Source organism: Lysinibacillus sp. EB106-09-02-XG168, assembly GCF_058791475.1.
The window spans coordinates 1,684,495-1,704,927 of the sequence record NZ_JBYTDN010000003.1 but is presented as its reverse complement, the minus strand read 5'-3'; the positions used below and the strand labels follow the sequence as shown (position 1 = coordinate 1,704,927).

General features: G+C 36.7%; 23 protein-coding genes. 11 read left to right on the top strand and 12 right to left on the bottom strand.

All coding sequences use genetic code 11. The annotated features are described in order from the left end of the window. Positions 1-214: 214 nt before the first annotated feature. Positions 215-1,417 carry an MFS transporter gene (locus tag AC3WSO_RS09015; protein WP_492530290.1) on the bottom strand — a complete coding sequence of 401 codons (1,203 nt, stop codon included), beginning with the start codon at positions 1,415-1,417 and terminating at the stop codon, positions 215-217. A gap of 5 nt (positions 1,418-1,422) precedes the next feature. Further along, positions 1,423-1,821, bottom strand: a complete 399-nt coding sequence (locus tag AC3WSO_RS09010; protein ID WP_492530289.1) for a MarR family winged helix-turn-helix transcriptional regulator — start codon at positions 1,819-1,821, stop codon at positions 1,423-1,425. Positions 1,822-2,062: 241 nt separating this feature from the next. On the opposite strand from AC3WSO_RS09010, the gene AC3WSO_RS09005 reads away from it, so the two are divergent. After that, positions 2,063-2,617 carry a DJ-1/PfpI family protein gene (locus tag AC3WSO_RS09005; RefSeq protein ID WP_492530288.1) on the top strand — a complete coding sequence of 185 codons (555 nt, stop codon included), beginning with the start codon at positions 2,063-2,065 and terminating at the stop codon, positions 2,615-2,617. A gap of 37 nt (positions 2,618-2,654) precedes the next feature. Here AC3WSO_RS09005 and AC3WSO_RS09000 read toward each other — a convergent pair whose 3' ends face one another. The 4 genes from AC3WSO_RS09000 to coaW form a co-directional block, all read right to left on the bottom strand. Then, the gene (locus AC3WSO_RS09000; RefSeq protein ID WP_492530287.1) at positions 2,655-3,032 is read right to left on the bottom strand and encodes a DUF3889 domain-containing protein; all 378 of its coding nucleotides are present in this window, start codon (positions 3,030-3,032) and stop codon (positions 2,655-2,657) included. Positions 3,033-3,084: 52 nt separating this feature from the next. Beyond that, positions 3,085-3,228: a hypothetical protein gene (locus AC3WSO_RS08995; RefSeq protein ID WP_170938888.1), complete on the bottom strand. Its 144-nt coding sequence runs from the start codon at positions 3,226-3,228 to the stop codon at positions 3,085-3,087. A gap of 14 nt (positions 3,229-3,242) precedes the next feature. Next, the gene (locus tag AC3WSO_RS08990) at positions 3,243-3,479 is read right to left on the bottom strand and encodes a hypothetical protein (protein WP_386827991.1); all 237 of its coding nucleotides are present in this window, start codon (positions 3,477-3,479) and stop codon (positions 3,243-3,245) included. A gap of 121 nt (positions 3,480-3,600) precedes the next feature. Then, positions 3,601-4,437 carry a type II pantothenate kinase gene (gene coaW, locus AC3WSO_RS08985; RefSeq protein ID WP_492530286.1) on the bottom strand — a complete coding sequence of 279 codons (837 nt, stop codon included), beginning with the start codon at positions 4,435-4,437 and terminating at the stop codon, positions 3,601-3,603. A gap of 704 nt (positions 4,438-5,141) precedes the next feature. Here coaW and AC3WSO_RS08980 point away from each other — a divergent pair. Next, complete coding sequence (locus AC3WSO_RS08980; protein WP_492530285.1) at positions 5,142-5,963, top strand: squalene/phytoene synthase family protein; 822 nt, start codon at positions 5,142-5,144, stop codon at positions 5,961-5,963. A 56-nt stretch (positions 5,964-6,019) separates the two neighbouring features. Here the strand turns inward: AC3WSO_RS08980 and AC3WSO_RS08975 are convergent, their stop codons facing one another. Then, positions 6,020-6,508, bottom strand: a complete 489-nt coding sequence (locus AC3WSO_RS08975; RefSeq protein ID WP_492530284.1) for a metal-dependent hydrolase — start codon at positions 6,506-6,508, stop codon at positions 6,020-6,022. A gap of 214 nt (positions 6,509-6,722) precedes the next feature. On the opposite strand from AC3WSO_RS08975, the gene AC3WSO_RS08970 reads away from it, so the two are divergent. Then, a complete protein-coding gene (locus AC3WSO_RS08970) occupies positions 6,723-7,967 on the top strand; it encodes a ferredoxin reductase family protein (protein WP_492530283.1) in 1,245 nt (414 codons plus the stop codon). Between the two features lie 110 nt (positions 7,968-8,077). Then, the gene (locus AC3WSO_RS08965; RefSeq protein WP_492530282.1) at positions 8,078-8,704 is read left to right on the top strand and encodes a nitroreductase family protein; all 627 of its coding nucleotides are present in this window, start codon (positions 8,078-8,080) and stop codon (positions 8,702-8,704) included. Between the two features lie 166 nt (positions 8,705-8,870). On the opposite strand, the gene AC3WSO_RS08960 is transcribed toward AC3WSO_RS08965, so the two are convergent. Both AC3WSO_RS08960 and AC3WSO_RS08955 read right to left on the bottom strand, forming a co-directional pair. Further along, a complete protein-coding gene (locus AC3WSO_RS08960) occupies positions 8,871-8,978 on the bottom strand; it encodes a putative holin-like toxin (protein WP_220443510.1) in 108 nt (35 codons plus the stop codon). Between the two features lie 228 nt (positions 8,979-9,206). Then, entirely contained in the window at positions 9,207-9,428 is a 222-nt protein-coding gene (locus AC3WSO_RS08955; RefSeq protein WP_079560055.1) for a YdbC family protein, read from the bottom strand. A gap of 452 nt (positions 9,429-9,880) precedes the next feature. On the opposite strand from AC3WSO_RS08955, the gene AC3WSO_RS08950 reads away from it, so the two are divergent. Further along, positions 9,881-10,390, top strand: a complete 510-nt coding sequence (locus AC3WSO_RS08950; RefSeq protein WP_492530281.1) for a hypothetical protein — start codon at positions 9,881-9,883, stop codon at positions 10,388-10,390. A gap of 233 nt (positions 10,391-10,623) precedes the next feature. Then, on the top strand, positions 10,624-11,109 hold the full coding sequence (locus tag AC3WSO_RS08945; protein WP_492530280.1) for a hypothetical protein: 486 nt from the start codon (positions 10,624-10,626) through the stop codon (positions 11,107-11,109). Between the two features lie 309 nt (positions 11,110-11,418). On the opposite strand, the gene AC3WSO_RS08940 is transcribed toward AC3WSO_RS08945, so the two are convergent. Next, positions 11,419-12,105, bottom strand: coding sequence for a nuclease-related domain-containing protein (locus AC3WSO_RS08940; RefSeq protein WP_492530279.1), 687 nt, complete (start codon positions 12,103-12,105; stop codon positions 11,419-11,421). 698 nt (positions 12,106-12,803) lie between these two features. On the opposite strand from AC3WSO_RS08940, the gene AC3WSO_RS08935 reads away from it, so the two are divergent. Next, positions 12,804-13,292 carry a hypothetical protein gene (locus tag AC3WSO_RS08935; protein WP_492530278.1) on the top strand — a complete coding sequence of 163 codons (489 nt, stop codon included), beginning with the start codon at positions 12,804-12,806 and terminating at the stop codon, positions 13,290-13,292. 57 nt (positions 13,293-13,349) lie between these two features. On the opposite strand, the gene AC3WSO_RS08930 is transcribed toward AC3WSO_RS08935, so the two are convergent. Continuing rightward, a complete protein-coding gene (locus tag AC3WSO_RS08930) occupies positions 13,350-14,429 on the bottom strand; it encodes a DUF1835 domain-containing protein (RefSeq protein WP_492530277.1) in 1,080 nt (359 codons plus the stop codon). A 183-nt stretch (positions 14,430-14,612) separates the two neighbouring features. Between AC3WSO_RS08930 and AC3WSO_RS08925 the strand changes: the two genes are divergently transcribed. Further along, positions 14,613-15,794 carry a pyridoxal-phosphate-dependent aminotransferase family protein gene (locus AC3WSO_RS08925; protein WP_492530276.1) on the top strand — a complete coding sequence of 394 codons (1,182 nt, stop codon included), beginning with the start codon at positions 14,613-14,615 and terminating at the stop codon, positions 15,792-15,794. A 302-nt stretch (positions 15,795-16,096) separates the two neighbouring features. Here AC3WSO_RS08925 and AC3WSO_RS08920 read toward each other — a convergent pair whose 3' ends face one another. Further along, the gene (locus tag AC3WSO_RS08920; RefSeq protein WP_492530275.1) at positions 16,097-16,678 is read right to left on the bottom strand and encodes a TetR/AcrR family transcriptional regulator; all 582 of its coding nucleotides are present in this window, start codon (positions 16,676-16,678) and stop codon (positions 16,097-16,099) included. A gap of 291 nt (positions 16,679-16,969) precedes the next feature. On the opposite strand from AC3WSO_RS08920, the gene AC3WSO_RS08915 reads away from it, so the two are divergent. Genes AC3WSO_RS08915 through AC3WSO_RS08905 form a run of 3 tightly spaced genes read left to right on the top strand, consistent with a single transcriptional unit; the run spans position 16,970 to position 20,215 of the window. After that, entirely contained in the window at positions 16,970-18,145 is a 1,176-nt protein-coding gene (locus tag AC3WSO_RS08915; protein WP_492534289.1) for an MFS transporter, read from the top strand. 25 nt (positions 18,146-18,170) lie between these two features. Beyond that, positions 18,171-19,244 (top strand): LLM class flavin-dependent oxidoreductase, encoded by a 1,074-nt coding sequence (locus tag AC3WSO_RS08910; RefSeq protein ID WP_492530274.1) that lies wholly within the window; start codon positions 18,171-18,173, stop codon positions 19,242-19,244. A 29-nt stretch (positions 19,245-19,273) separates the two neighbouring features. Further along, entirely contained in the window at positions 19,274-20,215 is a 942-nt protein-coding gene (locus AC3WSO_RS08905; protein ID WP_492530273.1) for an alpha/beta hydrolase, read from the top strand. Positions 20,216-20,433 lie beyond the last annotated feature (218 nt).

Genomic DNA, 20,433 nt, shown 5'->3' with positions numbered 1-20,433 from the left:
AAAAACAGTTGGGACATCCCAACTGTTTTATTTTGCACTTATACACGCGTTACTTTTTTCGATTTTTTTAATTATGCCTCGGCATAATTGCGTCCTGAGGCTTTAGGCCAACAGATGTTTTTCACGCGAAAGCGTAGTGCTAACGCAGCTTCAACAAAGGGTTTTATCTGTGTCAATGTTAGTCACTCAGTCGTTGCCACAGGACGTGGCGTTCTTAGACTGAGTTACTCTTTCCAGCGGATGTTTGCCCGCTGAAAGAAGTTAAACGCGCTAAATAAATGATAAAGACAACGACTAGTATGCCTGCTCCAATTAGATAAACAGAGCTATAGCCAGCTTGCACGGCCACCATTCCTAAAATATAAGAGCCTAGTGCAATGCCCAAGTCAAACATCGTAAAGTACGTTGCGGTTGCATAACCACTACGTGTATGTGATGTAGACTGCACCGCTAATGCTTGTAAGCTTGTATTCACCCCTCCGTAGCCAATTCCAACAAAGATGGCTGCACATAAAAACAATGCCGGCCCTGAGACAAATGCAAGCATAACAAGTCCGATTGCAAAAAATATTATCCCCGGAAGAATAACATATTGCGGCCCTTTTGTATCATAAAGCTTACCTGTATATGGCCTAGTTATAAGCATTGCTGCTGCAAAAACCGCATAAAAAAGACTCGCTACATCCATTAAATCTTTTTGCTGTGCGTACACTGATAAAAACGATAAAACACTCGCATATGAAAAAGCTACTAAACTAGCAATAGCCGCTACCGGAAGTGCACGACGTTCAAATAAATCATCAAATTTAAAAGTCAATTTACCTTGATATTCAGGCTTAGGTAAATCATTCGTATTCATTGTTACAGCTAGGATGCCCCCTGCTAGTATGCAAATACTCATAACAATAAATAGTACATTAAAGCTGCTATATTGAATAAGCAATAAACCGACAAATGGCCCAATAACTACTGCTAAGTTAGTAGACATTGTGAAATAGCCTAGACCTGCACCTTTCCGATTGGCTGGCACAATATCCGCTGCTAATGAGCCGGCTGCCGTTGTAATAATACTAAAGAAGATCCCTTGAACAAAACGCAATCCTAGTAAAAGTCCAAAAGGATGTATAAATAAATATAAAACTGTACATAAAAAATAGCCGATAATTGAAATAACTAAAAGCTTTTTCTTCCCAAATATATCTAATAGTTTACCTGAAAAGGGGCGAACGATTATGGCCGATAATAAAAATCCTGACAGTAACAATCCCGCTTCCTTGTCAGTCTGGTGTAACTCACCAATCGCATAAAGCGGCAAAGTCGTTACCAACCCATAAAAAACAAAAAATACCGAGATATTTGTGAAAAAGAGACTAATAAATCGCTTCGTCCATATTTTTGTATTTCCCTCTTGCTGCATATCTATCAACCTTTCATTTTTTCCAATAAAATCATAAATTGCTGCTGTTCCTCTACAGTCAATGCCCCTACCATTTCTTCCTCAAATGCTAAAATGGTTTTAGTAATAACAGGCAAATGTTCCTCTGCATATGGTGATAAGGTAACAATTTTTTCTCGTTTATCTTCACCATCTATTCTTAGCACCCAGCCTAAAGTCTCGAGTCGCGTTATTGCTCTTGTAATACTCGGCGCTTCAACGTTCAAATACTTCCATATTTGTGTTAATGTCATTGATCCGTGATTATGTAAGCAATATAAAATAGTCCATTGCGAGCTATACAAATTATGCTGTTTCAGTACTTCATTTAAACAATTCGTTAAATAACGACTTTTTTGGAATAACGCATGAAATAAAGGATTCAAGTTTGTGACCTCCTGCATTTATTTACCTAGCTAAATAAATACTATACGCCTCATTTTTTTTGTTGTAAAGCAAGCTGTTTATGTAGGGTATTTAGTGGCAATGATCCAGAGTCGACTGGCGCGGATTCCCACGCAATTATCGCGATTACCCTACTTCTTCTAGCTTTTCTATCATATTAGAAGGGAATTTTTTGAAAGTGTCGAATTTAGCTACTAGATTACAATAAAAGGAGATGGAAGCATGGGGAAAAAGGTATTAATACTTGCAGGAGACGCAGTTGAAGCTTTAGAAATTTTTTATCCTTATTATCGTTGTCTTGAGGCTGGCTATGATGTAACGATTGCAGCACCATCCGCAAAAAAGTTACAAACTGTATCGCACGATTTTGTCGATGGAGTTGATACTTACATCGAGCGTACAGCATATGGCTTAGAAGCACATTCATCCTTTGCCGAAGTAGACCCAACACATTTTAACGGACTCATCATTCCTGGTGGACGAGCGCCAGAATACATTCGTTTAAATGAACATGTGCCAGCACTAGTGACCCATTTCTTTGAAGCAAATAAACCAATCGCTGCTGTATGTCACGCAGCACAAATTTTCGCGACCATTCCAAAAGTTCTGCAAGGACGTGAGCTAACTGCTTATATTGCCTGCAAGCCAGAGGTTCAAGTAGCAGGAGGAACGTATATCGATGCTAATCTTCATACAGATGGCAATTTGATTAGTGGTCATGCATGGCCAGATTTACCTGGATTAATGCGAGAATTTATTCATAAGCTAGAAAACTAATAGAAGGAGGATGCCTGAAGTTAGGCATCCTCTTATTTTATGAAGTGATTTCTTGGAATTCAACTTTTACCAATTTATTTGTATTGGTTACATATTTGATTCGAACTTGTACACCGAATTCCTTGTCACTTAGTTTTATCCAAAGCTTAAATTTCTCAATCGTGGTGTCTCCTTTAACCTCGCTTCCCTCATGCAAATAATCGAGGATTTTAGCTTGAGGGTATTTTGCCTGCGTTTCTTTTATCGCTACTTTTCCCCATTGAGCATGGGCTGATATTTCTTGCTGGGCAAAGACACTTGTTGGGATATGGGACGACACGGCAAACAATACAAGAGAAATTCCTAGCATTACAAAAAATTTTCGCAAGTGAATCAACCTCTCATATTTTTTGACATAAAGTCGCCAAAACTGCATAAAATAAGTGCTCCCTAAGTATTTTTTTAATTTACTTAAGGAGCAGTTTCTATTATCTTTTGCTGGATTGTTTTGGTTGTTGAGGATTGTTATGAATTACTTGATTAAATTCTGCTGAATATTCTTCACGATCATTTCTTTTATGTGTATCTTCTTTCTTTTTCTTTTTGAAGCTTGTTTTACCCTTCTTTGCCATTTTTTAAGCCTCCACTATTTGTTTTTGTTGGACTGTTGATTTTTCTTATGGTTCGTTTTATTATCTTTATTTTTGGCCTTCGCATCGAATTCTGCAGAGAATTCTTCATTTAAATTGTCATTCGGGTTATTGTTATTACTATTTGATTGATCGAGGTCTATTTTTTTGTAGGTATCAAAAGGATTATGTGTTCTAATGTTCATTGTTTTATTGTTATTTTTGTTGTTTTTATTCGTGTTTCTATTGCCCACGGATGTTCACCTCCTAATTGTAATGTGCTCAGGATAGAACAATTTATGCTTTGGGGATTACTGCAGGCATTGCCAAAAAAAAATGTACATCACCAATATTAATTAGTAATGCACATTGTATTTAGACAATCGTATATTCAGTTATATTTAATAATGCGCCGACTGCACCAGAAAAACCGTGGTCATTTATAAAGATTGGTGTATGTTTTTTCGTTCTTGTGTAATTGGCAATAACACGTGCAAGATGATCATTATTACTTAAAGTTGAACCGATATAAACGATATGCTGAGCATTTTTCTCTTCAGCATATTGAATACTAAGGGTAGTAATAACTTCACCAACAAGCCCTTGTACAGTTGCAATAATATCTTCTGTTGGATGTTTGACTGACTCGGTAATACCAACTTTCCCAAAATTACTAGCTGTCAAATGCCCATCAATAGGTGTGTCCATCCCTTGGTAAATATCCTTGACAAGTAAATCAATACTTTCACGATTTCCCATAGAGGCCAGATTTCTTATTTCATTATAATCCGTGATTCCAGTTGTAAGCGCTGACAATCCAATCAATGTTCCACCACCTACACCTGTCCCACCAACACGGACATGCGTATTATCTTCCATATAATGAATTGAAGTACCAGTACCAATATTCGTAATCATACTTCGTTCGAAGAAGTAGCCCTCTTTATGCAACAAAAATCGAACGCCCTTCAAAGTGGCTTCAAACTCTACTATATAATGAATCGATTTCATTTTTTTAATGACATCAAGTAATTGTTCCGTACGCCCTCCCGTAACTCCAATATCCTCAATATCTGGATGATTAATAATCCAATTCTTCACAGCGAGCAAATCATTTGACGGAAAAGTTGTTAAAACAAGCTCGTTATGCTCATCTAAATAAGCAACTTTAGTCAATGTTCCTCCTGCATCAATTCCTATAGCCTTTGGCATACCATTCTCCTTTGACTTTACGTACAATCTCTATTTCAAATGGTGAGATATATACTAGATTTTGCTTTTATTCAAGTGGCGTTTAGAAGCCAGTTGAATAACGTTCATGTCTCCACAAATGTCACGGATTTTGCAAGGAGTTATTGTGCCAAAATCCGATGTATTGTATTTAGGTACCGAAAGCGTAGCGACAGCAACAATTGTTTTTTTCTGTGCGAAAGCGTAGCGGCAGCAACAATTTCTCGAAAGATGAAGTTGCATATTTGCCCTTCTTAAACTTTAACGCTGTTGAAATAATTGTGCAATAACTTAGCAAACTTTCATGAAAAAAACACGAAAAATATCAAATTTCTTCTATTATTCACGCGAATTTCGTCGCATTTTTATAACTTTAACATTATTCTATTAAAAAAACAAAAGAAGCGAAAATTCGCTGATACATTTTCACTTCTAAAGGAATTCTTACAATTAACGAGCCAGATACCCTCAACCTTTACTAAGTAATTTTTTTCGCCAACCTAAACAATTTCTCCAGTGCTACGGCCATCTTTAACGTACAACCTATATTATTCGCAACTTTGTTATCCATCCTTCTATCCCATTTGAAAATAGTTAATTATAAATTGAACAATCTGTTTTATCTTTCTTCACTTTTACGATACGATATACTATAGATGCGTTACCATTTGAACGGAGGAATACAAGTGAAAGAGCAAAAGAAACTTTACAAAGAAGCGATGCAAGTTTTAAAGGAAACTAGTCGCACTTTTTATATACCAATTACTTTTTTAAAAAATGATTTAAAATTGTCAGTTGCAGCCGCATATTTAGCAATGCGCGCTATAGATGAGATTGAAGATCATGAAGAACTTTCAAATGATGTAAAATTTGATTTACTAACTGCAACAAGTGAATTATTAAAGGATACATTTAATGCCGAAGCTTATGAAGCATTATTAGCGCCATATGCAGATCAGCTACCTGAAGTATCTCTTCGTTTAGCAGATTGGCTAACATTTTGTCCGGAAGGCTCACGTAAAATTATCCAAGATTCAACAGGTGAAATGGCATTCGGGATGGCAAAATGGGCAAAGGCAAACTGGCAGGTTCATACGCGAGAGGATTTAGATGATTATACATACTACGTAGCAGGGCTTGTTGGGACGATGCTGTCTGAGCTTTGGGCGTGGGGTGCAGACATTCAAACAGATCGCGATTTAGCAATTGGCTATGGTCGAGGTCTCCAAGCAGTCAATATTTTACGTAATCAGCACGAAGATCTGGATGAGCGCGGCGTAAGTTTCGTTCCTGATGGCTGGACACGCGATGATTTATTTGCATACGCGGAGGAAAATCTTGCGAAAGCGGATCTTTATATGAAAGATATTAATAAACGAACGGTATTATTATTCTGTCGATTACCGCTTGCCTTAGCTCATAAAACTTTGAAGGCGATGCAAGATGGTCGTGAAAAAATGACACGAGCAGAAGTAGAACAAACGGTTGAAGAAGTACAGGCTGACTAAAACCTTCTCCTTTAAAAAGAGCCCTATTACGAAAAAATTTCGTAATAAGGCTTCTTTTATACTGTCTGTATTAGCTTAATCATAATTTCATAGCTAAAAAAGACTGAAAGCATCGTTAACAACATAAACACTACCTTTTCAGCTTTACTACCCGTTTTTGTAGTAATGGGTAAACGCACTGAAATGGATACCGGGAAGAACAGCTTAACACCCTTCTTCGTCGCCATATCAAGAAGTATATGACTGGCCATCCCTAATAAAATACCTAGTGAAATGGATTTGTAAGGTATAAATGTATGTAGTAACATCCCAACTAGAAATAAAAAAAGCAAACTATGTGTAAAGGAACGATGACCAAACATAGTATTGACAATCTTTGAAATGATGGGAAGCTTCCTCCCAATTTTACTGCCGCCATGGCAAATATCTGGAAGTAATGCACCGATAACGCCCGCCCCTACTAAAACAAGCGGATTATCATTTGAAATTTGTGCAAAAGCAAGGCTTGCCGTGATGCCTCCAACTATATGTGTATTCCCTTGCATTATTTACCTCCACTCCTTCTCTCTATATATTTTTACCCTTCTTAATTTAACACACCACACCACAAAAAGGAACATATATTCCGAACGTACAATCCCTTTTTTGTTGTGGACAAATTAAACTCTCATATAAAAAATTAAAAATATCAGAAACATTTCAGGTTCTTATTGTATATGTAAGATGATTAGAGATAAAAATGAGTATTGGAGGTTATTTATGAAATCTATCAAAGGAATTTTATTTATCATATTAATTATGAGTAGTAGTGCTTTACTGTGGTATTTTGCTACTCCTATTGAGCCTATACAGGCAGTTAACAGGCTTAGTCACATCATTGGGGGCATGGCCATAACAGGCTTCTTTCTTGTCTTTTTGTTAGCAACAAGAATGAAGATTTTTGAACGTTGGTTTTATGGGCTAGAGAATGTTTATTTTTATCATAAATATATAGCAATATTTTCACTAGTATTGGTGATTATTCATGGACAATTACAAGGTCTAGTACCCCGCTTGGACAAAGTAGAAAGAACTTCATTCAGCGAATTTGCGAAAGAACTCGGGTCACTTGGCCAATATGGCTTCATAGCACTAATTTTAATTGCTCTTTTTGCTAAATTTCTAAAATATGAGCATTGGCGGATTTTTCATCGGTTATTGCTTATCCCTTATACATTCGGAATTTATCATGCTTATTTTTCAAGCAGATACGATTTATTACAGCCTACACCTTTAGGAATTTTTACCGTAATAACGGCTACTATTGGATTTATGTCAGCATTATATATGTTGACGATGTATCAGGATATGTTTTTTAAATATAATGGCACCATTACGGGGATCAAAAAATTGGGGCCAAATGTTATTGAACTGGAACTAACACTTGATCAAACATTACCGTATCAACATGGACAATTTATTTTTATCAAGATTTTGCAAGATGGCATAGAAAAGGCACCTCATCCATTTTCTATTTCAGGTGGTGATGGTAAAAAAGTATTTATCTCTATGAAGGTACTTGGTGATTTCACAAAAAAAGTATATGATTCCGTTCAACTGAACACACCAGTCACTCTTGATGGTCCATATGGTCATTTTAATTTTGAAAATGCTGCACAACAACAAGTTTGGATAGCTGGTGGCATAGGCATCACTCCATTTCTATCTTATTTGCAATCACAGCCCGTCAATCGTGATATCGAGTTATTTTACACTTATCACGGTGAAGACAACGCAATCCATAAGAAATTTTTACAGGAGTATGCACAAACAAATCAACAATTTAGAGTGAACTTTATTGATACTGCCCAAATGGACAGGCTTTCTTTTGAAAATATTTCAGTATCAGCGCATACGAGTATTTTTTTGTGTGGCCCCCAAAAAATGCTTAAACGTTTTGCCAAGCAATTGAAAACCTGCAATAAAGATCTAAGCATTCACTTTGAAGTATTTAAATTTAAGTAATAATGGAAAATCGTAAAATTAAAACTCTCTAATTCGAGCAATTTACTTGGAATTTTAAAAAGGATATCGTATAGTAAAAATCTCATCAAATTTAAAGGAGATTTTTTAACATGACTACAACTAAAAGTTATTTAAATAAAGTTATGCACGATCGTAAATCTGTTCGTAAATATGATTCAGATTTTAAAATTCCACAATCTGAATTAGAGGAATTGCTTGTTGAGGCAACAACCGCTCCATCATCAAGCAATTTACAACCTTGGCGCTTTTTAGTCATTCAAGATGAAGAAGTAAAAAAAGAACTACGTTTGATTGCTAATAACCAGGAGCAAGTAGAAACTGCTTCTGCTATCATTGCGGTATTAGGCGATACTGAAATGTACAATAATGTAGAGGAAGTCTATACAAAAAACTTCGAGCTTGGCTACATGGATGAAGCAACGAAAAATATGATGATTGAAAATTCATTAAAGCTTTATTCAAACCTTCCTAAAGAAGTTCTAAAAAATATAGCTACATTTGATGCTGGCCTAATTTCTATGCAAATCCTGCTTTTAGCAAAAGAAATGGGCTACGATACGGTTACAATGGGTGGCTTCAATAAAGAGGCTTTTGCGAAACGCTTTGAATTAACAGATAATCTAGTGCCTATTGTTTTAATCGCCATCGGAAAAGCAGCAACACCGGCTTACGGCTCTTCTCGTTTAGCGTTAAATGACATTGCAAAATTCATTTAAGACTTATACAAAATGTTCTTTTTAGAATAAATATGATACACTGACTATAGAATAAAAAAGACTGGATGCGTTCACATCCAGCCAAAAGCAACAATCATGCCGCAAACATAACGGCTGACCAAGTTAAAGTTCATAGAAATAGCCACCTTACTTAGCCGGCAGGGGGCTATTTCTTTTTATTTTGAGAGACAATAATGCTAAGCATCAGCGTTAGTACTGCAATTAGCAATAGGCTACACTGTACAATCAAACTAAATGCTTCAAATACTGTCATCCGCCTCACCCCCTTTCAAAAGGGAGTTCAGCCGCCACCTGCTTTATGAATTGTTGCTATTGCTAGTCTACCAATTTTATGAAATATATTCTACGGAAAATCCTCAGAAGATTTATGTTTTTCAACGTGTATCGATAGTCAGGAATGGCTATACTCATTTTTTTACGCTTCATAAGCATGAATCCCGACTTACTTTATTACCTAAAAAACACTATAAAAATACCTTTGTTATTCTGACAATTTAGCTAACGACTCTTTCAAAAGCTGTAGTTCAGGCATTGATAACGTAACACCCTTCCCCATCTTTGTATGATCCTCCGACCAATCTCTAATATCGTATTTCGGTTCACGATCATTCCAACTAATTAAATTCAATTCTTTTTTCCAGCCTTTATTACCCTCCGATAACACCGCAATCGTTTCAATAATTTCATATTTAATTTCTGCCATATGTATTCCTCCTTCATGTATCTGTAATAAGAACTATATCTTGAAATAATAGGATTATCAAACGTGACAACGCATGAAATAATGGAATTGTATAGAAATAGATCGCGAAATCTTGCCTTTCTACGGCCTTCCTTAAAGTAATCAAATTATTTTTTCAATTTGTGTACTTTCTTTGGTTTCTATACTTCAAGTACTCATCGCAACAACCTTATTTTGCCCAATTGAAATTCCTTCAACGCTCATAAAAAAGATGACGCCTTCACGATACAATCATCATCTTTTTAAGTTACCAAAAGCGTATTGTCTTTTACAGAGGGCACACATTATATTAAACATGTACTCTCTTATACTGTAAAATAAAGGATAGGGACAACACTCATTATTAAAGTAACATCACCAAGAACAGATATTCTTTTGTGTGAAAGCGCAGTGCCAACGTAGCGGCAGCAACAATGTCTTTTGTGCGAAAGCGCAGTGCCAACGTAGCGGCAGCAACAATGTCTTTTGTGCGAAAGCGCAGTGCCAACGTAGCGGCAGCAACAATGTCTTTTGTGCGAAAGCGCAGTGCCAACGTAGCGGCAGCAACAATGTCTTTTGTGCGAAAGCGCAGTGCCAACGTAGCGGCAGCAACAATGTCTTTTGTGCGAAAGCGCAGTGCCAACGTAGCGGCAGCAACAATGTCTTTTGTGCGAAAGCGCAGTGCCAACGTAGCGGCAGCAACAATGTCTTTTGTGCGAAAGCGCAGTGCCAACGTAGCGGCAGCAACAATGTCTTTTGTGCGAAAGCGCAGTGCCAACGTAGCGGCAGCAACAATGTCTTTTGTGCGAAAGCGCAGTGCCAACGTAGCGGCAGCAACAATGTCTTTTGTGCGAAAGCGCAGTGCCAACGTAGCGGCAGCAACAATGTCTTTTGTGCGAAAGCGCAGTGCCAACGTAGCGGCAGCAACATTACTATCGAACTAGGAAGTAACGACAAGGCTAAGCCATCCCTTGTCATTACTTCCTTCTTTGGTTCAATCACTAGTTGGGGTTGCCTTTAATCCGATAACAAAAATACGTTTATCAAAACCAAATATATATTCCTTAAAATAATATAAATATATTATTACCATTGAATTCCGGATATTTTTTACTGTAGATTTATTACTTTAGCATTGTTATTATAAAAAAGTATTTTTTTGAAAGGAGGTTATCTTGTGTACGATTCTTATTATTACGATGATTTTGATGCGGCTCTCGGAGGTATATTTATCATTATTATGTTAATTGGCCTTGTATTGAGTATTGCAAGCTATGTTATTAGTTCACTTATTTATTATAAGGCGTCAAAAATAAATGGTTTTAGCGATCTAGCTTATATTGCATGGATTCCAATTATTAACGTTTATAGCCTTTTCTTATTAACTGCAAAGGGTGAAGATAACGCAACTGTTCGTGGTGCAGCGAAAAAGAATGCTCTTATTTACGTAGGATTAATACTAGTTTCATTTATCCCGCTTATAGGTATTATTGCTTCATTAGGTCTTTTGGGCTTTACTTTGTATTTCACATATCGCCTCTTCTATCGTTGGACTGGTGAAACTGGCAAAGCTATACTTTATATCATTTTATCATTCATTACATTCGGACTATTCTATTATATTTACGGCTTAATGAAAATGAATAAACCTTTCGTTGCATAAATACATATGCAAGTACAAAAACCTCTTTACACCTTTAAAAGGGTATAAGAGGTTTTGAACTTATTTTTACTATAGATACTCCTGATTTTTAGGGAAGATCTTATCTCACATTTTAACTTTTGAATTTTTGATTCCCCTATCCAACCATTGTATTTGTAGATTTTATTTAACATTAACACTCTAAGTGTTCTCCTTGTTTTAATACTCTTATGCTACATGTTTTCCCCTCTTCTTCAATTACTTGAGGAATTAAATCACGTATTAATTTATTGTATCTTGGCATGCTTATTGTCCCCTTTTAACGCACGATTATTTTCCATATTTCTGCTGAATCGTTTGAATATGTTGTTTTTTGATTTCATTAGATACTTGCATTTGAGGCACAAGCTTCTCATAAATTGTTTGAATATCGTCCTGAGAGAAAAACTGTTTTGCAGTTTGCTTTTGTGTTTGGATAAAACGCCTTAAATTCTCTCGTTTTATAACATGTACATTTTGGGAAGTAACTCCCACTTTTTTCAATGTGCAACGCTCACTAAAGACAATTACTGAATGAATTGCTTCTTTCGGAAGATCTAAAAAGTCTTGAATTGCACGGATATGCGTAGCATTTTGACGGATTGGATTGAAAAATTTATATTTTTTCTTATTTGGCATCGTTTGTGTCCATTGTTGTTGTGTTTCATTGCCAAAAATCCAACCACTATAGTTTTTTGACTCAATTACATATAGACCTGTTCGATCAATATAAAGCAAATCAATTTCCGTTAATTCATCTGAATTTCTCTTTGGAATATATACATTTAATAATTGCCTATGACTTTGTAAGGCATGCCTTTCAATAATTTTCGATGTTAAGTACTCACCATTTCTCCCTTTACTGAGTTTAACTGCAAAAATATTATTTTTTGTCTGTTTATAATAGACACTTTTCCGATAATTTTTTTCCATAAAGTAAAAGCTTATCACTATCAATATAAAAATTATAATTAGCATCGCATACTCTCCAATCTCTTATTTCTTTTACTTCATATAAACTAAAAACCCTAAAACTATTATACCAAGACTACTGAGGATATTTTTAGCATTTTTTACATTAATACTCAAATTTTCATCAAGATAGTTTCTTGTAGAATTTTAGTTTGTATTAAAGTATTTTTTGTAAGTTGCCTTTTTCTAACACTGATTTTTTGTGCCATCTACAACGGCTTATTGAAAATGAATAAACCTTTCATTGCATAATACAAATGCAAGTACAAAAACCTCTTTACACCTTTAGCGGTTAAAGAGGTTTTGAACTTATATGTTTTATCCCTTGCTTCATTGCACGTTTTCCACCATTCTAACTTAAGTACTATCTATTTACTCCGTTAGTACAAGCTAAATTCATACATTTATAACTTAATTACAGCATATGATGTACTCAACCGTACTTCCATTACAATATTAGTAGAATCCTCTAAAACAGAAAAATGTATAAAATGGTTCTTCACCACTATATCCCCAATAATTCCAAATTTATTTTTACGATTCGATCAATCTTATATCAAAAAAACATTATTGAAATTATACAAATATTTCATGAAAATGGTATATTTGTACGATTACCTTTAACTCCCTATATTTACCGCTATAGATTTAAAACTTTAGTATTGTTATTATTATGAAGTATTTTTTTGAAAGGAGGTTTTCCAATGTACAATTCTTATGATTCTAATGATTTTGATGCAGTATTTGGCAGTTTATTTCTCTTGTTTATATTATTTTGTCTTGTAATGGGGCTTGCTGGCTATATTATTAGTTCTCTTATTTATTATCAAGCATCTAAAACAAATGGCTTTAATGATCTTGCCTATGTTGCTTGGATTCCTATTATTAACGTTTATAGCCTTTTCTTATTAACAGCAAAGGGTGATGATGACGCAACCGTTCGTGCCGAAGCGTTAAAGAATGTTTTAATTTATGGTGGATTATTACTTGTTTCATTCATCATTCCATTTATAGGTATATTCGCTTCCTTTGGTATTTGGATTTATGTTATGTATTTCACATATCGCCTATTTTATCGTTGGTCTGGTGAGCCTGGGAGAGCTGTACTTTATATTATTTTATCGTTCATTACATTCGGACTATTCTATTTTATCTACGGCTTAATGAAAATGAATAAACCTTTCGTTGCATAATTACATATGCGAAATAGAAAACCTCTTGACCCTTAAAAGGATTAAGAGGTTTTCAACTTATTCACGTAACTTTACACTATAGTGTCTCATGGACTTAGGAATACCTTTTAATGCAAGCACCCCACTATAGACTAAAAATCTTATTCTACATTCTAAAAAGAAGACATTAGGAAACTCTTCTATTGAAGGTAAGAGTTCCTCAATCACTGTCCCTGTCTTTATAAAATCTATTATTGCTTGTTCATTATGTAGCCTTTCTATCGTCTCTATAATAAGTGGATCCAAATAATTTTCTGGCATCCCTTTTATTCCATTATTAATCCATAAGCGCAGAACATCGTTAGTTTGCGATAATGTTTCCCATTCATTTTGGAAAATACGACGGTCCCGGATAGTTAATGGCTTTTTTTCTTCTATGTTCATAAAAAGCTGCGCTAATTGCTGTGAACTAAGATGACTTGTCGCACATTTAGCCTTACTATGTTCTATTGTATTAATAAGAAAAATTTCATTTGATTTATCTCGCAATAAATAGAGGAAAAAACGAAGCCCACATTGTTCATCAGCATTATTACCATACCAAATATAGATAGGAACATGATTTGGAATATCTTCTATCTCACGTAAAGTATTTGTAAACTGATTTTGATAAATATCTTCCTGTCCATCGTTAATATTTTCAGATAACCAATTACTTCGGAATGTTTGACCCCTTTTGTCCTCTAGCTTCCACAATGGTCCAATTGAGAAGCAATCAGGGAAACCAATTACATGTTTAGGTGGTACAAGTGCTACTCTCACTGAACCAGCAGCAGATTCAGAGCTCACAATATGAACTGCCTGTGTTGCTATTCGTTGGTCCACAGAACGATGTTTTTGAATACAGTCATTGATAATTTCTACTATGTCTCTTAATTTATCTTGCTCAATCCAGAACCCCCACCCCTCAATTGCTTCATTTTCTTCATGGTTGAATGTTTCAAATTGAGCATGATGCTGTAATTTATAAGCCTCCCATTCACTTCTATCTAGCAAATCCGATGCATTTAGATAATGATGTGTTTTAATTCGATAGACACAAACCATATTTGATTCCAATAAAAAATAGATATATGGATAATTTACTTTCGATTCCATAGCTTAGCCCCCCTTTACATGAAAATTTTACCATATAAAAATCAGGAACTAATCGTTGTATTTTCTACTCTCTTACGATACTTGACTAATCAAATTCTGAAAAAGAAGTTAGATAGCAGAAAAAATATGCTATATTATAGTTAGAAAATTTCTAATTTTTAATTACAAAGGGGTTTGATGATTGTGTATGGAAATATTTTAAGACATCCAGGACCTACGCCAATTCCGAAAAAGGTCCAGCTTGCGATGAATCGCGATATTATTAGTCATCGAAGCAATGAATTTGTAGAGCTTTACCGTGAAACTATTGAATTAGTAAAACCTGTTTTCGGGACAAAGCAGGATATTTTAGTCCTTCCATCAGGAGGTACAGCAGCTTTAGAGGCTGCGTCGGTTAACACTGTTTCTGCTGGTGAAAATGTTGTTGTGATCACTGTTGGAGCATTCGGAGACTATTTCGTTTCGATTTGTGAGAAGTACGGCTTTCATGTACATAAACTTGAAAAAGAATGGGGACAAGCTTGCACAGCTAAAGAATTACGAGAATTTTTGCAGCCGTTACAAGATATTAAAGCTGTTTTTATCACATACAATGAAACTTCGACTGGGATCATAAACCCAATTGCTGAATTAGCACAAGTTGTTCGTGAGGAAACAGATGCATTATGTATTGTCGATGGTGTAAGTTGCATAGGTGGAGCTCCTGCTGAAATTGATGCCTGGGGCATCGATATTCTTGTTACAGGCTCTCAAAAAGCCATGATGCTACCGCCTGGACTTTCCTTAGTCAGTGTAAGCGAAAGAGCTTGGAAAGTTATTGAAGAAAATAAAGCACCATCCTATTATTTAAACTTATTGAGCTATCGTAGCTGGGCAGAAAAAGGGATGACGCCAAACACGCCTACTGTGACACTTATTTCTGGACTTCATGAGGTTTGTAAACTTATAGAGGAAGAAGGAGGCTTTGAACATACAGTTGCCCGCCATGAACTAATGAAAAACATGGTACGTGATGCAATGAATGCCCTTAATATTGAACTTCTCACTACGGATGAGCATGCTTCTCCGACCATTACAGCAATTATGGCACCAAAAGGAATAGCACTCGGTGACTTCTTGTCACATTTAAAACAGCAATATCATTTAGATTTCGCTGGAGGACTCGGTCATTTGCAAGGGAAAATTTTCAGATTCGGCCATATGGGCTATTGCTTCCCAAGTGATATTTTACAGGCCGTTTCTTTAATGGAAGCAGCTCTTCAAGACTTTGAATATGACTTTGAACCAGGTGCAGGTGTACTGGCGGCACAGGAAGTATTTTTAACCGCTCAGCGAAAACAACGCCACGATAAAGTGAAACTTTAATCAGAGATCTCCACCGATGATTTGTTTTAACTAATCAGGCTTATATGGGTAGTTATTCTCCATTTTACTGCTTGCTAATGTGGGATAACGCTTTAAACCTCCAAATCTATGTATGGATTTGGAGGTTTGTTTATTTATTTGAGTTAATTTCATAAATTTAATCCCTATAGTCTCCATGGGTCCGAAACAAACTTTTCGTTATGGCCTTTTTGATTGAGGCTTGGACATAAATATTCTCGAGAAAAAGTGAAATCGCGGCGTCGATTTCACTTTTTTTGAAAGCTATTAATAATTCACAAAATTTATTTGAGTAATGTGAGAGTTGTTGCGATTGCATTGTCAATAAATGATTTTTGTGGTTGAGATTTCATCATGACTGTTAATCCAATTAACGCCACAATTAGAGCCTGCGCTAAAGACTTTGCATCCGTTTCTTCCTCTAACTCACCCGATTGAATTCCTCGTTCAATTGTCTCCTGAAAAATGACTGCTAAATAAAGTTGATGTTCTCTCGTTAAGATTTCAAATCTCTCATCATGAGGAGCTAGTTCAACCATTGTATTGATGCAAAAACAGCCGTTACTAAGATCTTTCGTATATTCAGTAGCAATCACTTCTTCAAAAAAATTAGCAAATGCCTGTTTTACAGAGGAATGACCTTGAAGTCTAGCTCTTATTTCAGCTGCACGAGATGTCGTATACCTACGAAGTGCTGTTTCGAATAGTTCCTTCTTATCACCAAAGGTTGAATAAATACTCGGACGTTGAATCCCCATTCTTGCAGTGAGATCACTTAAAGAAGTAGCTTCATAGCCCTTCTCCCAAAATAACTGCATGGCAGCCTCTAAAACTTTTTCCTCATCAAATTCACGGGTTCTTGCCATAAAAAATCCACCTCCATTGTTTAAGAGTTAGTGAGTTTGTCACTTTAAAATTTAAAATACCAAACAGTATGTAAACATTGTATAATCAGCTGCTTTCATTGTCAATTTCCATTGTATTTGGTAAATGTTGAGTAAAATATTTTCAAATAAATCCTTGACATTATAAACAGAGCTAAGATATATTTACCAATAATTATATTGTACCGGACGGTATGTTATGGTTAAAATCTAATAACGAACGGGGGAAATGGTGTGGACAATGATCTGAGGCAAGAAGTGGATGCATCTGTGATGAATCTACAACCTTCTATGTCTAGAACTGTAACTTTATTATTCGCAACAGCCTGCGGAATGTCTGTCGCCAATATTTATTTTGCACAGCCGTTGCTTGATCAATTGTCTTATGAATTTAATATTGATCCCTCAACAATAGGTGTTGTAATTACCATCACGCAGATCTTTTATGGATTGGGCTTATTACTGCTGGTGCCTCTTGGAGATTTACTTAACCAACGACGCTTGATTATCGGACAGATGCTATTATCCACAGCGGCTTTGGTTATAGTTGGTACCGCTTCTTTTAGCGTGATGCTTTTTACTGGTATGGCTTTAGTAGGTCTACTCGCAGTTGTGACACAGACACTTGTGGCGTTTGCAGCAACTATGGCTTCCCCTACAGAACGTGGACGTGTCGTTGGTATTGTTACAAGCGGGATCGTCATTGGCATTCTGCTCGCTCGAACCTTTGCTGGTCTATTAACAGACCTTACAGGATGGCGATCCGTCTATTTAGTCTCTGCCACCCTCATGCTTGTAATGGTTTGTATGTTTGTTAAGGTGTTACCAAAGGTGGAACGTGAAATAAAATCACTCCCCTATCATCAGCTAATTAAATCCGTGTTCACTCTGTTTATGCAGGAAAGAACATTGCGCATCCGTTCAGTTCTCGCCATGCTAATTTTTGCTGATTTCAGTATTTTGTGGACTTCACTTGTTTTACCTCTTAGTGCGCCACCATTAACTCTTTCACATAGTGTAATTGGCGCTTTTGGTCTCGTTGGAGTGGCTGGTGCACTAGCTGCAGCACAGGCCGGGAAACTGGCCGATCGAGGTTTCGGACAAAGAACGACAGGTATTGCTTTAGTTCTATTACTCATTTCATGGTTGTTTATCAACTATCTAGAACAGTCGTTATTGGCATTAATTATAGGTATTGTATTGCTTGATTTGGCCGTACAGGCAATACATGTCACTAATCAGACGATGATTCTTCCATTACGTACAGAGGCACGGAGTCGTCTTACTGCTGGATATATGATGTTTTATTCCATCGGAAGTGCCGGTGGCTCAATCGCTTCTACACAGATGTATGCACACTTTGGTTGGGAAGGAGTTTGTTTCCTCGGAGCTTCAATCAGTGCAATTGCCCTTATTTTTTGGGCTACGACTAAACGGTTAACAAAATAACAAATTTGACTAGGAGAGATAACAAATGGAAATAGGAATTACTTCTTTTGTAGAAACAAAACCAGATGTTCATAGTGGTGAAGTGATTAGCCATGCACAACGTCTGCGTGAAGTGGTTGAAGAAATCATTCTTGCAGATCAGGTGGGACTGGATGTGTTTGGTGTCGGCGAGCACCATCGAGAAGATTATGCTGCAGCCTCTCCAGCAATGGTGCTATCTGCTGCAGCTCTACAAACAAAAAAGATTAGGCTTACAAGTGCAGTAACAGTTCTATCTTCAGCTGATCCTGTACGTGTCTTTCAGGATTTTTCCACATTAGACGGACTATCAAATGGACGCGCTGAGATTATGGCAGGTCGGGGTTCCTTTATCGAATCCTTCCCCTTGTTTGGCTATAATTTAAATGATTATGATGAACTATTTGAGGAACATCTGGACTTACTTCTCAAAATTCGCGAGTCAGAAAAAGTAGTATGGGAAGGTAGACACCGACCAGCAATCAATAATTTAGGTGTGTATCCAAGACCTGTTCAAAGCTCCTTACCAATATGGGTTGGTAGTGGAGGAAATCAACAATCTGCCATCCGTGCAGGACTTTTAGGATTACCACTTATGCTAGCAATCATTGGTGGCAGTCCAATGCAGTTTGCACCTATCGTACAGCTCTATAAAAAGGCAGCTGTTCAAGCAGGGCATGATCTATCAAACCTTCAGGTGGGATCTCATTCAATTGGTTTTGTTGGCCCGAATACTGAATGGGCAGCGGATACATTTTTCCCATCAACAAAAGCGGGCATGAATAAATTGGGCAAAGAACGGGGTTGGCGATATTATGATCGCTCTAGCTATGATGCTGCACGAAGTTTTGAAGGCGCGTTATATGTAGGTGATCCAGATACAGTTGCTGAAAAAATCATCCATCTTCGTAAACATGTAGGGATTACACGTTTTATGCTGTACGTACCGTTAAGCACAATGCCACATGATCAAGTTATGCAAGCTATAGAATTGCTCGGAACAAAAGTTGCTCCTCGTGTCCGTGAGGAAGTTGCCAAATGGGAGAAGGAAATGGCACTAGAAGGACATCCATTTCTTTAAGATATCATTATTTAACAGGAGGAATTTATATGACGATCAATAACCGAGTCTTACCGGAATTAAGACAGACTTACTCCCAATTTCCAGGCTTTCGGTTGGAGAAAGATTTAGAGTGGAGTCGAAGTCTTTTGTCCAACCCACCTTCGGAGAAGTCAGAACTTGTACACATATCAAATCGTATGATTCCCAGAGGTGATGGAGACGAGATGTTGGTTAAAATTTATGAACCTGTTAAACGAAATATCAACCAGCTTCCAGCGATGCTTTGGATTCATGGCGGCGGTTTCGTTATGGGACACCCTGATATGGATGATATTTTATGTGAACGCTTTGTTCAGACTGCTAATTGCGTTGTCGTTTCGGTAGATTATCGACTTGCTCCTGAGCATCCCTACCCGGCGGCTATAGAAGATTGTTATACAGGGTTAGTATGGATGACAACCGAGGCAACTTCCCTTGGCATCGATGTCAAACGGGTGGCGATTGCAGGTGCAAGTGGTGGCGGAGGGCTAACAGCAGCTCTAGCATTAATGGCTCGTGATAAAGGAGGACCCTCAATTATATTCCAGATGCCATTGTATCCAATGCTTGATAACCGAAATGAAACATCTTCCAGCTATGAGGTTACCGAGGATCATGCAATATGGAGTAGAACTAATAATTTGGCCGCTTGGGGTATGTACTTAGGCAAGGAAAAGGACACCCATGAGCTATCTCCGTATGCGGTCCCTTCAAGAGCAGATAACTTAGCAGGACTACCTCCAACTTATACATGTATAGGTCAACTCGATTTATTCCGAGACGAAACCATTGATTACGTGACACGTCTTGCCCAAGCAGGAGTAGATGTTGAATTCCAACTCTACCCTGGTAGCTTCCATTGCTTTGAAGTCTTTGTGCCAGATGCGGAAGTAAGTCAACGAGCTAGTCAGAATTATTTAGATGCTATGACACGCGCTCTTTATTCTTAATATCGAATAGCCCTAAACTTCAAATGAAGCCCTTTCCCCTACTGGCTGATTTAACTGTGTAAGAGAACGATAAACCTAAGTAAAATTGCAATTTAGGCCAATATTTCATTTTATGATCGACTGAATAATCTTTTAAAGCTAGAATTATGAATATAAGTGCATTTTCAAAAGCTAAAAGTGTTATACTAATAAGCACGTTATAAATTGAGGAGTTAGAC

Excerpts from the sequence above, each read along its gene's own strand:
- AC3WSO_RS09015 (WP_492530290.1), bottom strand. The coding sequence starts at position 1,417 with ATGCAGCAAGAGGGAAATACAAAAATATGGACGAAGCGATTTATTAGT.
- AC3WSO_RS09005 (WP_492530288.1), top strand. The coding sequence starts at position 2,063 with ATGGGGAAAAAGGTATTAATACTTGCAGGAGACGCAGTTGAAGCTTTA.
- AC3WSO_RS09000 (WP_492530287.1), bottom strand. The coding sequence starts at position 3,032 with ATGCAGTTTTGGCGACTTTATGTCAAAAAATATGAGAGGTTGATTCAC.
- AC3WSO_RS08995 (WP_170938888.1), bottom strand. The coding sequence starts at position 3,228 with ATGGCAAAGAAGGGTAAAACAAGCTTCAAAAAGAAAAAGAAAGAAGAT.
- coaW (WP_492530286.1), bottom strand. The coding sequence starts at position 4,437 with ATGCCAAAGGCTATAGGAATTGATGCAGGAGGAACATTGACTAAAGTT.
- AC3WSO_RS08975 (WP_492530284.1), bottom strand. The coding sequence starts at position 6,508 with ATGCAAGGGAATACACATATAGTTGGAGGCATCACGGCAAGCCTTGCT.
- AC3WSO_RS08970 (WP_492530283.1), top strand. The coding sequence starts at position 6,723 with ATGAAATCTATCAAAGGAATTTTATTTATCATATTAATTATGAGTAGT.
- AC3WSO_RS08965 (WP_492530282.1), top strand. The coding sequence starts at position 8,078 with ATGACTACAACTAAAAGTTATTTAAATAAAGTTATGCACGATCGTAAA.
- AC3WSO_RS08960 (WP_220443510.1), bottom strand. The coding sequence starts at position 8,978 with ATGACAGTATTTGAAGCATTTAGTTTGATTGTACAGTGTAGCCTATTG.
- AC3WSO_RS08955 (WP_079560055.1), bottom strand. The coding sequence starts at position 9,428 with ATGGCAGAAATTAAATATGAAATTATTGAAACGATTGCGGTGTTATCG.
- AC3WSO_RS08950 (WP_492530281.1), top strand. The coding sequence starts at position 9,881 with ATGTCTTTTGTGCGAAAGCGCAGTGCCAACGTAGCGGCAGCAACAATG.
- AC3WSO_RS08940 (WP_492530279.1), bottom strand. The coding sequence starts at position 12,105 with ATGCTAATTATAATTTTTATATTGATAGTGATAAGCTTTTACTTTATG.
- AC3WSO_RS08935 (WP_492530278.1), top strand. The coding sequence starts at position 12,804 with ATGTACAATTCTTATGATTCTAATGATTTTGATGCAGTATTTGGCAGT.
- AC3WSO_RS08930 (WP_492530277.1), bottom strand. The coding sequence starts at position 14,429 with ATGGAATCGAAAGTAAATTATCCATATATCTATTTTTTATTGGAATCA.
- AC3WSO_RS08920 (WP_492530275.1), bottom strand. The coding sequence starts at position 16,678 with ATGGCAAGAACCCGTGAATTTGATGAGGAAAAAGTTTTAGAGGCTGCC.
- AC3WSO_RS08915 (WP_492534289.1), top strand. The coding sequence starts at position 16,970 with ATGAATCTACAACCTTCTATGTCTAGAACTGTAACTTTATTATTCGCA.
- AC3WSO_RS08910 (WP_492530274.1), top strand. The coding sequence starts at position 18,171 with ATGGAAATAGGAATTACTTCTTTTGTAGAAACAAAACCAGATGTTCAT.
- AC3WSO_RS08905 (WP_492530273.1), top strand. The coding sequence starts at position 19,274 with ATGACGATCAATAACCGAGTCTTACCGGAATTAAGACAGACTTACTCC.